Origin of the sequence: Anaerovibrio sp. (assembly GCF_051866355.1) — a bacterium.
Lineage (GTDB): Bacteria > Bacillota > Negativicutes > Selenomonadales > Selenomonadaceae > Anaerovibrio.
Genome location: NZ_JBJDWZ010000108.1, coordinates 1 through 12,313, shown reverse-complemented (window position 1 = coordinate 12,313; position 12,313 = coordinate 1). Strand labels below are relative to the sequence as shown.

General features: G+C 46.1%; 20 protein-coding genes. All 20 read left to right on the top strand.

The genetic code is table 11. The features are described from left to right. The coding region (locus ACI3UA_RS05860) for an EF-Tu/IF-2/RF-3 family GTPase (RefSeq protein ID WP_439723889.1) at nt 1–539 on the top strand (539 nt) is incomplete at its 5' end. A gap of 266 nt (nt 540–805) precedes the next feature. Beyond that, entirely contained in the window at nt 806–1,117 is a 312-nt protein-coding gene (gene rpsJ / locus ACI3UA_RS05855) for a 30S ribosomal protein S10 (RefSeq protein ID WP_154405997.1), read from the top strand. Between the two features lie 14 nt (nt 1,118–1,131). Continuing rightward, nucleotides 1,132–1,776, top strand: a complete 645-nt coding sequence (gene rplC / locus ACI3UA_RS05850; protein WP_154405995.1) for a 50S ribosomal protein L3 — start codon at nt 1,132–1,134, stop codon at nt 1,774–1,776. A gap of 23 nt (nt 1,777–1,799) precedes the next feature. Further along, on the top strand, nt 1,800–2,423 hold the full coding sequence (gene rplD / locus ACI3UA_RS05845) for a 50S ribosomal protein L4 (RefSeq protein WP_439723888.1): 624 nt from the start codon (nt 1,800–1,802) through the stop codon (nt 2,421–2,423). Beyond that, a complete protein-coding gene (gene rplW / locus ACI3UA_RS05840) occupies nt 2,423–2,704 on the top strand; it encodes a 50S ribosomal protein L23 (protein WP_439723887.1) in 282 nt (93 codons plus the stop codon). Before rplD ends, rplW begins: the two co-directional genes overlap by 1 nt. 22 nt (nt 2,705–2,726) lie before the next feature. Then, a complete protein-coding gene (gene rplB / locus ACI3UA_RS05835; protein WP_439723886.1) occupies nt 2,727–3,554 on the top strand; it encodes a 50S ribosomal protein L2 in 828 nt (275 codons plus the stop codon). A 28-nt stretch (nt 3,555–3,582) separates the two neighbouring features. Then, nucleotides 3,583–3,864: a 30S ribosomal protein S19 gene (gene rpsS / locus ACI3UA_RS05830; protein ID WP_439723885.1), complete on the top strand. Its 282-nt coding sequence runs from the start codon at nt 3,583–3,585 to the stop codon at nt 3,862–3,864. A gap of 25 nt (nt 3,865–3,889) precedes the next feature. Further along, the gene (gene rplV / locus ACI3UA_RS05825) at nt 3,890–4,222 is read left to right on the top strand and encodes a 50S ribosomal protein L22 (RefSeq protein WP_328596310.1); all 333 of its coding nucleotides are present in this window, start codon (nt 3,890–3,892) and stop codon (nt 4,220–4,222) included. A gap of 18 nt (nt 4,223–4,240) precedes the next feature. Further along, nucleotides 4,241–4,909: a 30S ribosomal protein S3 gene (rpsC, locus tag ACI3UA_RS05820; protein WP_439723884.1), complete on the top strand. Its 669-nt coding sequence runs from the start codon at nt 4,241–4,243 to the stop codon at nt 4,907–4,909. Then, entirely contained in the window at nt 4,909–5,355 is a 447-nt protein-coding gene (rplP, locus tag ACI3UA_RS05815; protein WP_154405985.1) for a 50S ribosomal protein L16, read from the top strand. The genes rpsC and rplP overlap by 1 nt, the downstream gene beginning before the upstream one ends. Beyond that, entirely contained in the window at nt 5,345–5,536 is a 192-nt protein-coding gene (gene rpmC, locus ACI3UA_RS05810) for a 50S ribosomal protein L29 (protein ID WP_154405983.1), read from the top strand. Before rplP ends, rpmC begins: the two co-directional genes overlap by 11 nt. Nucleotides 5,537–5,581: 45 nt before the next feature. Then, on the top strand, nt 5,582–5,839 hold the full coding sequence (gene rpsQ, locus ACI3UA_RS05805) for a 30S ribosomal protein S17 (protein ID WP_154405981.1): 258 nt from the start codon (nt 5,582–5,584) through the stop codon (nt 5,837–5,839). 37 nt (nt 5,840–5,876) lie between these two features. Further along, nucleotides 5,877–6,245: a 50S ribosomal protein L14 gene (rplN, locus tag ACI3UA_RS05800; protein ID WP_154405979.1), complete on the top strand. Its 369-nt coding sequence runs from the start codon at nt 5,877–5,879 to the stop codon at nt 6,243–6,245. Further along, entirely contained in the window at nt 6,245–6,595 is a 351-nt protein-coding gene (rplX, locus tag ACI3UA_RS05795) for a 50S ribosomal protein L24 (RefSeq protein WP_405722845.1), read from the top strand. The genes rplN and rplX overlap by 1 nt, the downstream gene beginning before the upstream one ends. 22 nt (nt 6,596–6,617) lie before the next feature. After that, entirely contained in the window at nt 6,618–7,157 is a 540-nt protein-coding gene (gene rplE / locus ACI3UA_RS05790) for a 50S ribosomal protein L5 (protein WP_439723883.1), read from the top strand. A gap of 18 nt (nt 7,158–7,175) precedes the next feature. Beyond that, on the top strand, nt 7,176–7,361 hold the full coding sequence (locus ACI3UA_RS05785) for a type Z 30S ribosomal protein S14 (RefSeq protein WP_027397562.1): 186 nt from the start codon (nt 7,176–7,178) through the stop codon (nt 7,359–7,361). Between the two features lie 184 nt (nt 7,362–7,545). Further along, nucleotides 7,546–7,854 carry a type II toxin-antitoxin system RelB/DinJ family antitoxin gene (locus ACI3UA_RS05780; RefSeq protein ID WP_439723882.1) on the top strand — a complete coding sequence of 103 codons (309 nt, stop codon included), beginning with the start codon at nt 7,546–7,548 and terminating at the stop codon, nt 7,852–7,854. After that, a complete protein-coding gene (locus ACI3UA_RS05775) occupies nt 7,851–8,168 on the top strand; it encodes a type II toxin-antitoxin system RelE/ParE family toxin (RefSeq protein ID WP_439723881.1) in 318 nt (105 codons plus the stop codon). The genes ACI3UA_RS05780 and ACI3UA_RS05775 overlap by 4 nt, the downstream gene beginning before the upstream one ends. Nucleotides 8,169–8,292: 124 nt before the next feature. Further along, on the top strand, nt 8,293–11,151 hold the full coding sequence (locus tag ACI3UA_RS05770; protein WP_439723880.1) for an AAA family ATPase: 2,859 nt from the start codon (nt 8,293–8,295) through the stop codon (nt 11,149–11,151). Then, on the top strand, nt 11,141–12,214 hold the full coding sequence (mcrC, locus tag ACI3UA_RS05765; protein WP_439723879.1) for a 5-methylcytosine-specific restriction endonuclease system specificity protein McrC: 1,074 nt from the start codon (nt 11,141–11,143) through the stop codon (nt 12,212–12,214). Before ACI3UA_RS05770 ends, mcrC begins: the two co-directional genes overlap by 11 nt. Nucleotides 12,215–12,313 lie beyond the last annotated feature (99 nt).

Here is a 12,313-nt window from a genome sequence, read left to right as displayed (position 1 = left end):
ACGTATTCACCATTACTGGTCGTGGTACCGTTGCTACCGGCCGTGTAGAGCGTGGCCAGCTGAACCTGAACGATACTGTTGAGATCGTAGGTATCGCTGAGGAGACCACCAGCACTGTTGTTACCGGTATCGAGATGTTCCGCAAGCTGCTGCCTAGCGCACAGGCTGGCGATAACATCGGTGCCCTGCTCCGTGGTATTGACCGCAAGAACATCCAGCGCGGCCAGGTTCTGGCTAAGCCGGGTTCCATCAACCCTCATACCAAGTTCAAGGGCCAGGTTTATGTACTGACCAAGGAAGAGGGCGGCCGTCATACTCCGTTCTTCAACAACTATCGTCCTCAGTTCTACTTCCGTACTACTGACGTTACCGGTGTTGTTCATCTGCCAGAGGGCACTGAGATGGTAATGCCTGGCGATAACGTAGAGATGAGCGTTGAGCTGATCACTCCAATCGCTATCGAGGCTGGTCTCCGCTTCGCTATCCGCGAGGGTGGCCATACCGTTGGTGCAGGCCGTGTAACTGAGATTGCTGAGTAATCTTTAATCTTAGTACATCTAAGTAAAAATTATTTCCTTATTATAAGGGCGGCTAGTTTAGTCGCCCTTATAATTAAGGTTTAGGTACTCTCTATATTGACTAAGCAATATAGTAATGTTATAATGAGAAGCGGTGTGCTTCTAAGTATAAGTACCCCTGATGCGATGACGTGGTAGATGGCTTGACGCGATATAAGGCGCGATCAAGGGAACTACTACGGAGAAATGTTTGGGCCCGGAGCCCGGACGAGAAGGAGGAAAATAAATTGTCTAAGCAGCAGAAAATCAGAATCCGTTTAAAGGCTTATGATCACAAGGCACTGGACCAGAGCGCAGTTAAGATTGTCGAGACTGCCAAGAGAACCGGCGCCAGTGTATCCGGCCCTATTCCGCTCCCTACAGAGAAGCAGATTTATACCATTCTGCGTTCTCCACATGTAAATAAGGACTCCCGTGAGCAGTTCGAGATGAGAACCCACAAGCGCCTTATTGACGTGCTGGATCCAACTTCCAAGACTGTAGATGCACTCACCCGTCTTGAGCTGCCAGCAGGTGTGGATATTGAACTTAAGCTGTAATAGGAGGTGGAATGATGGCTAAAGCAATTTTAGGTAGAAAGCTGGGCATGACTCAGATCTTTACTGAAGAAGGTCAGGTCGTTCCAGTAACAGTTGTTGAGTCTGGCAATAACGTAGTTATCCAGAACAAGACTGTTGAAAATGATGGTTATAATGCAGTTCAGATTGGCTTCGGCGCAATCAAGGAACACAAGGTAAACAGTCCTATGAAGGGTCATTTCGCGAAGGCCGGCGTTGCTCCGGTAAAGTATGTTCGCGAGATGCGTCTGGAAAATGCTTCTGAATATAACGTTGGTGACACCATCAATGTTGATATATTTTCCGCCGGAGAATTAGTTGACGTAACCGGTACTTCCAAGGGCAAGGGCTTTGCCGGCGGTATCAAGCGTCATAATTTTGCTCGTGGACCAATGGGACATGGTTCCAAGTCTCATCGTGAGCCTGGTTCTACAGGTGCGATGATCAGTGGTCACGGTGGCCGTGTATTGAAGGGCAAGAAGCTGCCAGGTCATATGGGCAGCGAGAGGGTTACTGTACAGCGTCTGACCGTTGTTCGTGTTGATGCTGACCGCAACCTGCTCCTCATCAAGGGCGCAATTCCTGGACCTAAGAAGGGCCTCGTAATTGTCAAGAGCACCGTTAAGCCGGGCAAAAACTAATTCGGAAGGAGGATTAAGCAATAATGCCTACAGTAGCAGTTTATGACATCGCAAACCAGCAGGTTGGCGATATCGAGTTGAATGAGAATATTTTTGGCGTAGAAGTAAATGCAGGTCTCTTGCACCAGGCTGTTGTTATGCAGCTGGCATCCCAGCGTCTTGGCAATCATGCAACCAAGACCCGTGGCATGGTAAGAGGCGGCGGCCGCAAGCCTTGGAAGCAGAAGGGTACCGGTCGTGCACGCAGTGGTTCCACCCGTTCCCCAATCTGGGTAGGTGGCGGTACCGTATTCGGCCCGTCTCCACGCTCCTACTCCTTCAGCATGCCTCGCAAGCAGCGTCGCCTTGCTCTCAAGTGCGCCCTGTCTGACAAGGTAGCCAACGGCGAGTTGGTAGTATTGGACAGCATTGATTTTGCAGCTCCTAAGACCAAGGCAGTTGTAGAGATGCTGAACAAGTTTGACGCAGATAAGAAGGCTCTTATCATCACTGCAGACTATGCAGAGAATGTTGACAAGTCTTCCCGCAATATCCCTGGTGTTAAGACCATTAACACCATCGGCCTGAATGTATTTGACATCCTGAACGCTGACAAGCTGTTCATTACCAAGGATGCTGTTGCCCGTATTGAGGAGGTATATGCATAATGGAAGCACGCGACATCATTATCCGTCCTCTGATTACTGAAAAGAGCACTACACTCATGGCTGAGGGCAAATATGTATTTGAGGTAGCTAAGTCTGCCAACAAGATTGAGATTGCCAAGGCAGTCTCCCAGATTTTCAAGGTTAAGGTTGCTAGTGTAAACACCATTAACGTTGAAGGCAAGGTAAAGCGCATGGGCCGTTCCGTCGGCAAGCGCTCTGACTATAAAAAAGCAATCGTAAAGCTCGCTGCTGGCGAGACTATCGAGTTCTTTGAGGCTTAATAGGGAAAAGGAGGTTAATTAAGTGGCAATAAAGAGTTTTAAACCATATTCCGCAGGCAGACGCTTCATGACCGTAGCGTCTTTCGATGAGATTACTACTGATAAGCCTGAAAAATCCCTCGTTGAGCGTCTCAAGAAGAACGGTGGCCGCAATCAGCAGGGTAAGTTGACCGTCCGTCATCAGGGCGGCGGCCATAAGCGTTTGTACCGTATCATCGACTTTAAGCGCAACAAGGACGGCATTCCGGCCAAGGTTGCTACCATCGAGTACGATCCAAACCGCAGCGCACGTATTGCACTTTTGAACTATGCAGACGGTGAGAAGCGTTACATCATCGCTCCTAACGGTCTGAAGGTTGGCGACCAGGTTATGTCCGGCCCTGAGGCTGACATTAAGCCAGGTAACGCTCTTCCGCTGAAGAACATTCCAGTTGGTACCCTGATTCACAACGTTGAGTTGAAGATCGGTGCTGGTGCACAGCTGGTTCGCTCCGCTGGTGCTTATGCACAGCTCATGGCTATCGAGGGTGACTATGCTACTCTCCGTATGCCATCCGGTGAAATGCGCAAGGTACATGTCAACTGCCGTGCAACTATCGGCGTGGTTGGCAATGCCGAGCACATGAACATCACTATTGGTAAAGCAGGCCGTGCCCGCTGGATGGGCAAGCGTCCGGAGAACCGCGGCGTTGCTATGAACCCTAATGACCATCCGCATGGCGGTGGTGAGGGTCGTTCCCCAGTTGGCCGCAAGCATCCTGTTACTAAATGGGGTAAGTGCGCTATGGGTGCAAAGACCCGCCGTAAGAAGGCTTCTGATAAGTTGATCATCAAAGGCCGTACCAAATAAGTGATAAACACCGGAAGGAGGAAATAAATTGTCAAGATCTGTTAAAAAGGGACCTTATGTTCATGAGAGCTTAACTAAGAAGATTGATGCCCTGAATGAAGCTAACGACAAGAAGGTTGTAAAGACCTGGTCCAGAAGCTCCACTATTCTGCCAACTTTTGTTGGTCACACTATTGCAGTACACGATGGCCGCAAGCATGTGCCGGTTTATATCACCGAGGACATGGTAGGCCACAAGCTCGGTGAGTTTGCACCGACCCGTACTTTTAAGGGCCATGCCGGTGAAGAGAGAAAGACCGGTCTTAGATAAGTCAGATTGAAAGGAGGATTCCTCTGTGGAAGCAAAAGCAGTTGCTAAAAATGTTCGCATTGCACCTCGCAAGGTTCGCGTTGTCATGAATCTCATCCGCGGCAAGAAGGTTGCAGATGCAATCGCGATTTTGAAGTTCACTCCAAAGGTTGGCAGTGAAGCTATATATAAGGTTCTCAAGTCTGCAGTAGCAAACGCTGAGAACAATTTCGACATGAATGTTGATAACCTCTATGTATCTTCTTGTTTTGTAGATGAGGGACCAACCATGAAGCGCATTCATCCGCGTTCCCGTGGTCAGGCGTTCAAGATTTTGAAGCGCACTTCCCACATCACTGTAGCAGTAGAAGAAAACTAATAAAGGAGGGTATTAACTTTGGGTCAGAAAGTAAATCCGCATGGTATAAGACTTGGCATCGTAAAGACTTGGGATGCTAAGTGGTATGCTGGCAAAGATTATGCAGCTAACCTGCATGAAGATATTAAAATCCGTGAGCACCTGCAGAACACCCTGCAGAGTGCCGGTGTTTCCAAGATTGAAACTGAGCGTTCCAAGAACCGTCTGAAGCTGACTATCCACACTGCAAAGCCAGGTATGGTAATCGGCCGTGGCGGCTCCGGAATTGAGCAGGTAAAGGCCGGACTGAAGAAGTTCACCGACTGCAATGTAGATATCAACATTGAAGAGATTAAGCAGCCGGATATGGATGCAACCCTGGTAGCAAAGAACATTGCTGAGTCCCTGGAGCGCCGTATTGCCTTCCGTCGTGCTATGAAGCAGGCTGTTGGCCGTACTATGCGTCTGGGCGCCAAGGGTATCAAGGTTATGGTAAGCGGCCGTCTCGGCGGCGCAGAAATCGCCCGCAGCGAGTCCTACCGTGAGGGTTCCATTCCTCTGCACACCCTGAGAGCAGACATTGACTATGGTACTTACGAGGCAGCTACTACCTATGGTCGTATCGGCGTTAAAGTTTGGATCTTCAAGGGTGAGGTCCTTCCTGAGAAGAAGCAGCCTGCTGCTGCTGTTGAAGGGAGCGAAGCTTAATGTTATTACCAAAGAGAGTTAAATATCGCAAGCAGTTCCGTGGCCGTATGAAGGGTAAGGCACAGCGCGGCAACAAGGTTTCCCACGGCGATTTCGGCCTGGTAGCCCTTGAGCCGGCTTGGATTACCAACCGCCAGATTGAGGCAGCCCGTATTGCAATGACCCGTTACATCAAGCGTGGCGGTCAGGTTTGGATCAAGATTTTCCCTGACAAGCCTGTAACTGCAAAGCCTGCTGAGACCCGTATGGGTTCCGGTAAGGGTTCACCTGAGTACTGGGTAGCAGTAGTAAAGCCAGGCCGTGTTCTCTTTGAGATGGACGGCGTTTCCAAGGAAGTTGCTGCTGAGGCAATGCGTCTGGCAGCTCACAAGCTTCCTATCAAGTGCAAGTTTGTAACTCGCGAAGAGACTGAAAAGGCAGAGGGCGGTGAAGTAAATGAAGGTTAATGAGATTAGAGATTTGAGCGCTGAGGAACTTAACCAGAAACTTGCTTCTCTCAAGGAGGAGTTGTTCAATCTCCGTTTCCAGCTTGCTACCGGTCAGCTGGACAACCCAATGCGTATCAAAGAAGTAAAGAAGACTATTGCCCGCATTAAGACTGTACAGACTGAGCAGGCTAAGGCTTGATTTGATTCGGCATTTGAAGATACGTATTAGGAAGGAGGCTCCTTAATGAGCGAGAGAAATGAACGCAAGACTAAAGTTGGTAAGGTAGTAAGCGACAAGATGGACAAGACTGTTGTTGTAGCAGTTGAGGATATTGAGCAGCATGCACTTTACAAGAAGGCCGTTAAGAAAACTGTAAAGTTCAAGGCCCATGATGAGAATAACGAGGCTCACGTTGGCGATATCGTTTCCCTGATGGAAACCCGTCCGCTGTCCAAGGATAAGCGTTGGAGAGTCGTAGAGATCGTTGAGAAGGCAAAATAATTTCCTTTTTGGAAATTCTGGTTGAGGAGGTTAACTGATGATTCAGCAGCAGACTTTGCTCAATGTTGGCGACAACACCGGTGCCAAGGAAATCATGTGCATCCGTGTATTGGGCGGCTCCTATCGCAAGTATGCCAACATTGGTGATATAATCGTGGCAGCAGTAAAATCCGCATCCCCTGGCGGTGTTGTAAAGAAGGGTGACGTTGTTAAGGCCGTTGTAGTTCGCAGCAAGAAGGGCCTGCGTCGTGGTGATGGCTCCTACATTCGCTTTGATGAGAATGCAGCCGTTATCATCAAGGAGGATAAGACTCCGAAGGGAACCCGTATTTTTGGACCAGTAGCAAGAGAGCTTCGTGAGAAGGATTTCATGAAGATTGTTTCCCTGGCTCCTGAAGTTCTTTAATGTTAGGAGGTGCGACTTTGGCAATTACAAAACTGCATGTAAAGAAGGGTGATACCGTCCTGGTATTGTCCGGTAAAGATAAAGGCCAGCAGGGCAAGGTTATCCAGGCTCTGCCAAAGAAGGGTAAGGTTGTAGTTGAGGGCGTTAACAAGGTTAAGCGTCACACTAAGCCTAACCAGAGCGCTCCTCAGGGTGGCATTCTGGTAAAGGAAGCTCCTATGTTTGCAGCAAAGGTTATGCTGGTTTGCCCGGCTTGCGGCAAGGCTACCCGCGTTGCACATAAGGAAGTAAATGGCAAAAATGTTCGTGCGTGCAAGAAGTGCGGCGAAGTTATAGACCAGACCAAATAAGAAAGGAAAGGAGGATACTTAGTTGGATAGATTACAGGAAAAGTATATCAACGAGGTTGTTCCGGCATTAACTGAGAAGTTCGGCTACAAGAATGTTATGGAACTGCCTAAAATCGAGAAAATCATCATTAACATGGGCGTTGGTGAGGCTGTAGGCAACCCGAAGGCTCTCGACGCTGCTGTTAGCGATTTGACTATCATCACCGGTCAGAAGCCAATCCTGACCAGGGCAAAGAAGTCCCTGGCTGCATGGAAGCTTCGTCAGGGCATGCCAATCGGCGCGAAGGTTACCCTGCGCGGCGTGCGCATGTATCAGTTCCTGGACAAGTTCATGAACGTGGCTCTGCCTCGTGTTCGTGACTTCCGTGGTATCAGTGCCAATTCTTTCGACGGTCGCGGCAACTATGCAATCGGCCTGAAGGAGCAGCTCATTTTCCCTGAAATTGAGTATGACAAGATTGACAAGCTCCGTGGTATGAACATTGTTGTTGTTACTACTGCAAAGACTGACGAGGAAGCTCGCGAGCTCTTGAAGCTCATGGGCATGCCTTTCAAAGCATAAGAAAGGGAGGTACTGACTGTGGCCAAGAAGGCAATGATTGAAAAGTGGAGCAAGGAGCCAAAGTTCCCTGTTCGCAAGTATAACAGATGTAAGATTTGCGGCCGTCCGCATGGTTATATCAGAAAGTTCGATATGTGCCGTATTTGTTTCAGAGAGCAGAGCTACAAGGGTGCCATCCCTGGCGTAACTAAGGCTAGCTGGTAATTACGCAAGCGTAAGCAACATTATATGAGAACTTGAAAGAGCTCTCCCGCAAGGGAGGGCTTTTTTATTATTCATTTTTCGTTGCTATTTTGAGGGGAGATTGCCGGAATAATGTATTGCTATTGTACGTACAAAAAATTATAATAAAAGCAGTAAGAAGATTTATTGAAAGGAGTTTTGCGTTATGGCAGCAAAATCAGCCAACTTGTATGTAAGAATAGAGCCGGATGTGAAAGAGCAGGCAGAAAGTATCCTGTCAGTGCTTGGCATTCCGGCATCAAATGCTATTAATATGTTTTACAAGCAGATTATTTTGCATAGGGGGCTTCCATTTGAGGTGAAAATACCTGTGACAAAACATGTCAATGCAGAAGAATTAAGCGAATCAGAACTAAGTGCAGAGCTGGAGAAAGGATATGCGGATATGGTGTCAGGCAGAACAAAATCTGCAAGACAGGTATTTTCTGATATTCGCAAAGACTATGAGATATGATTTATGAGATTATCATCACTGAGCAAGCGGATGCTGATTTAAGGGGAATATATGAGTATATTGCCTTTGAGCTGATGTCACCAGATAATGCGGCAGGACAGCTTGAACGATTAGAAGATAGCATAACGGGACTGGAGAAGTTTCCAGAGAAATTTAAGGTTTATGAAAAGGAACCCTGGCACGGCAGAGGGCTGAGAGTGATGCCTGTTGACAGTTATCTGGTGTTTTATATTGTGAACAAGGAACTGGGAAATGCAACCATACTTCGTGTTATGTACGCAGGCAGGGATGTTGATAAACAGCTTCACAATTAGATATAAACTAACCTTTCTGCAAAAGTAGCATTTCTAAGCGATTGACGTTGACATCTTAGATGGCGAAGAAGGTCGAGTAAAGTTATGGTCGGGGTTAAATGTGTAACAGCCGGAGGGAATGAGAATGATTGATATTGCAAAATTAAGACCAATACTTGCTGGGTATAGGGCATATTTTCCGCGTCACTGGGAAGATGAAAAATATAAATGGGAGGCAATTCAGCACTTTCAGAAACATTGGAATATCGACGCGACGAATTTCGGTGAAATGTTCAAAGAAGCAACGGACAAAACCTATAATCTGTTGGCTTCTGGTTATGCATACCCTAAAGCAATGATTCAGAACTTTGCAAAAGCCGATGATGAAGCAGTTCGGCAAATGTTTCGCGACCTGTATGATGAATCCCGTGAGCTCATTGTGAGAGTGGGGGAGTTTCAAAATGCAGCTGATAGTATCCGTGTAAACTATAATGATGGAACTTGGCGTAATCATTATCAGAACACAAACGCCATCAGCACTTATCTCTGGCTGATGTATCCGGACAAATACTATATCTATAAGTATGAGCTTTTTCGGGATGCTGCTGTGGAGCTGAACTCAGAATATCGACCTAAGAAAAACGGTTCTGTAGAGAACATGATTGGCGGTTATCAGATGTACGATGAGATTTGCCAAGCCATTTGTGAGGATGAGAGTTTAGTTGCTATGATACATTCAGCAATGAATAAACATTGCTATTTTGACCCGAAGATGAAAACAGCAACAATTGATGTTGGTTTCTACCTGAGCAGATTTTACCTCGAAGAAAAGAAAAATGCGCAGGAAGAAGAAGGATGGTTTCCAAAGGACTACAATCCTGGCATTACGGTGAGTGAATGGGTTGAGATGCTTAAAGATTCTTCAGTATTTACGCAAAATGCACTGCAGATAATGAAGAGAATGAAGGATTACGGCGGTCAGGCTACATGCACCCAGCTCTCTACTAAATATGGTGCGACTAATAATTTTTATAATGCTGGCTCATCAGCGCTGGCGCAACGCGTCGCTGAGAAAACAGGCTGTGAAGTAATGACAGGAGATAATGGAAATGCCAGGTGGTGGCCTATTTTGTACATGGGCAGGAATGCTGGTGCAAATGAAGCCGGAGCATATATCTGGAGACTGCGCAGAGAACTGGCTAAGGCACTTGAAATAGTCGATTTATCTGATATTCCGCTGTATGTGGATGCGGCTCCTGCAATTTGGAAAATCAGTGAAGGAACAGATAGGACAGGAATTTCTTCCACTAATAAGCAGATTTTTCTTGAACGTCAGGTTGTTGTTGTTCATAGCTCCACCAGCGCCAAAGCAACATCAAAGGTTTCTCAAGGGCAGTCTTTTATGGAAGCTATTAAAAAAGGAGATTATTTCTATCTTTGCTATGGGAATAGTATCCAGCTTCTGGGGCAGTTTAACAGTGAGAAGCCTGTGGAAAATCCGGAAATGAAAGATGGCTGGTATGAGCGTTCCTACCATGTTATTGCAAAGGCTATTGATACTTCCTCCTATAATGGTACAAAAAAGTGGTGGTCTCCTAATGACAATTCAACCTGCATAAAGGTAGATGAGAGCGAATACGCTCAGTTTGAGAAACTGATTTTACAGCCGTACTTTGGCATGACAGTTACAGACCTTTTAAAAGGTGCAGATGAACCGCGACGCTATTGGTGGCTGACTGCAAATCCTAAAATATGGAGCTTTGCTGATATAAAAATTGGTGAGGAACAGAGCTACACCCTTTATAATGAAAATGGTAACAAGCGCCGGGTTTTTCAAAATTTCTTAGATGCAAAAGTCGGTGATATTGTTATCGGATATGAAGCAAACCCCGTGAAGAAGATTGTTGCTCTGTGTGAAATCACTCAGGCTAACGATGGAAGCAATATCTATTTTGCAAAGACAGAAGGATTGTCAGTGCCGATTGAATATGCGGCTTTGAAGGCATATCCGGAACTGGAAAAGATGGAATTCTTTGTTCAGCCTAATGGAAGCTTGTTCAAGCTGACCAAGGGTGAATTTGAATTTATTATGGATATCATCCGCGAAAATAATCCGGTGAACCCCGTGGCAGCTTCAACCACAAAGTATACGAAAGCAGACTTCCTGAGCAAGGTCTTTATGACTGAGGAACGATATGATGTTTTGGAGGCATTGCTTAGAAATAAGATGAACATCATTCTTCAGGGCGCTCCCGGCGTTGGCAAGACATTCGCTGCAAAGAAGCTGGCGTATGCTATGATGGGTGAAGCAGATGATTCCCGCATTGAGCTGGTGCAGTTCCATCAGAATTATACTTATGAAGACTTCATTATGGGCTATCGTCCGGATGGGGCTGAGTTTAAGCTGACAGATGGTATTTTTTATCGTTTCTGCCAGATCGCAGCCAACCATCCTGATAAGGAATATTTTTTTATCATAGATGAGATTAATCGTGGCAATATGAGTAAAATCTTTGGAGAGCTTATGATGCTGATTGAGAAAGGGTATCGTGGTACAAAGGGTACTCTGGCTTACAGCGGTATGCCGTTTGCTGTTCCGGAAAATCTATATATCATTGGTATGATGAATACCGCAGATCGCAGCCTGGCGATGATTGATTACGCTCTGCGCAGGAGATTTAGCTTCTTCGAGATGGAACCGGGCTTCACCTCCGAAGGTTTCCAGAAATATCAGAATGCTTTTGGCAATGAGACATTCAATGCTCTTATAGACCAGATAAAGGTATTGAATAAAGAAATTGCCGAGGATCCGTCCTTGGGGCGTGGTTTTAGAATTGGTCATAGCTACTTCTGTGGTCGTGAGGAAAATGGCTGCACCACTGACTGGATGCGTTCTGTGGTAGAATTCGACATTCTCCCTATGCTGGCAGAATACTGGTTTGATGAACCGGCAAAACTTCGGCGTTGGGAAAAGAATTTACGTGGGGTATTCGATGACGAATGATAAAGGTATTTATATAAAGAACATCTATTATATGCTTTCCTATGCATTTCGGGTCTTAAAGCATTCCAATTACGAGAGTGTGGCTGCAGAGGAATTTGCCATGGTACAGGATTTATTTGCTGCTATTATTGCAAAGGGGGTAGCCAGGCAGTTAAAGCAAGGTCTGTATCGTGAATATGTAACACAGCATGAGGCCTTATCAGTTATGCGTGGAAAATTGGATATGCCGGAAACAATCCGCAATCGCGTACAGCGGAAACAGAAATTGTCCTGTGAATACGATGAATTGTCGGAGGATAATCTGTTCAACCAGATTTTGAAAACGACGATGCATTATCTTGTCAAGGATGACGGCGTATCCAGTGAGCATAAAATAGCCCTGCGTAAATTGCTGGTGTTCTTCGATGGGGTTTCTCTTTTGGACCCATCATCAATTGAATGGGAGCGTTTATATTATCAGAGGAATAATAAGAACTATGAAATGCTGCTGAATATTTGTTATTTTGTTATGGATGGCATGCTCCAGACCACCGACAAAGGCGATTACAAGGTAGCGGCGTTTTCCGATGAACATATGGCTCGCCTGTATGAGAAATTCATTCTGGAATACTATCGTTATCATCATACCTATTTGTCAGAGGCAAGAGCGGCTCAGGTTAAATGGGATTTAACTGGCAGGCATGATGATGCTATGATTTGTTTCCTGCCTGTAATGCAGACGGATATATTCCTTCGCCTGAAGGAAAAGGTCTTGATAGTGGATGCAAAGTATTACGGAAGAACGCTCCAGAGCCAGTTTGATAAATACACACTGCATTCTGGAAATATCTATCAGATATTCACTTATGTAAAAAATCAGGATAAGGCAAATACCGGCAATGTGGCTGGTATGATTTTGTATGCAAAAACCCAGGAAGACATTACTCCGGATTGCTTGTTTAATATGGGTGGCAATCAAATTGGTGCAAAGACCCTGGATTTGAATTGTGATTTCAAGCTGATTGCAAAGCAGCTTGACGAAATTGCTGAAAAGTTCTTTGGCACACAAGCTCTTTCCGGCTAAAAAAGGGGAATGATACCGGCTAATTAACAATCCGGCACAAGGGCAGACTGGAAATTTCAAATTACCCACAATTTGCCCAACAATATATTGACAACCTAC

Coding starts and splice junctions, on each gene's coding strand:
- rplC (WP_154405995.1), top strand. CDS start 1,132: ATGGCTAAAGCAATTTTAGGTAGAAAGCTGGGCATGACTCAGATCTTT.
- rplD (WP_439723888.1), top strand. CDS start 1,800: ATGCCTACAGTAGCAGTTTATGACATCGCAAACCAGCAGGTTGGCGAT.
- rplW (WP_439723887.1), top strand. CDS start 2,423: ATGGAAGCACGCGACATCATTATCCGTCCTCTGATTACTGAAAAGAGC.
- rplP (WP_154405985.1), top strand. CDS start 4,909: ATGTTATTACCAAAGAGAGTTAAATATCGCAAGCAGTTCCGTGGCCGT.
- rpmC (WP_154405983.1), top strand. CDS start 5,345: ATGAAGGTTAATGAGATTAGAGATTTGAGCGCTGAGGAACTTAACCAG.
- rpsQ (WP_154405981.1), top strand. CDS start 5,582: ATGAGCGAGAGAAATGAACGCAAGACTAAAGTTGGTAAGGTAGTAAGC.
- rplN (WP_154405979.1), top strand. CDS start 5,877: ATGATTCAGCAGCAGACTTTGCTCAATGTTGGCGACAACACCGGTGCC.
- rplX (WP_405722845.1), top strand. CDS start 6,245: ATGTTAGGAGGTGCGACTTTGGCAATTACAAAACTGCATGTAAAGAAG.
- ACI3UA_RS05780 (WP_439723882.1), top strand. CDS start 7,546: ATGGCAGCAAAATCAGCCAACTTGTATGTAAGAATAGAGCCGGATGTG.
- ACI3UA_RS05775 (WP_439723881.1), top strand. CDS start 7,851: ATGATTTATGAGATTATCATCACTGAGCAAGCGGATGCTGATTTAAGG.
- ACI3UA_RS05770 (WP_439723880.1), top strand. CDS start 8,293: ATGATTGATATTGCAAAATTAAGACCAATACTTGCTGGGTATAGGGCA.
- mcrC (WP_439723879.1), top strand. CDS start 11,141: ATGACGAATGATAAAGGTATTTATATAAAGAACATCTATTATATGCTT.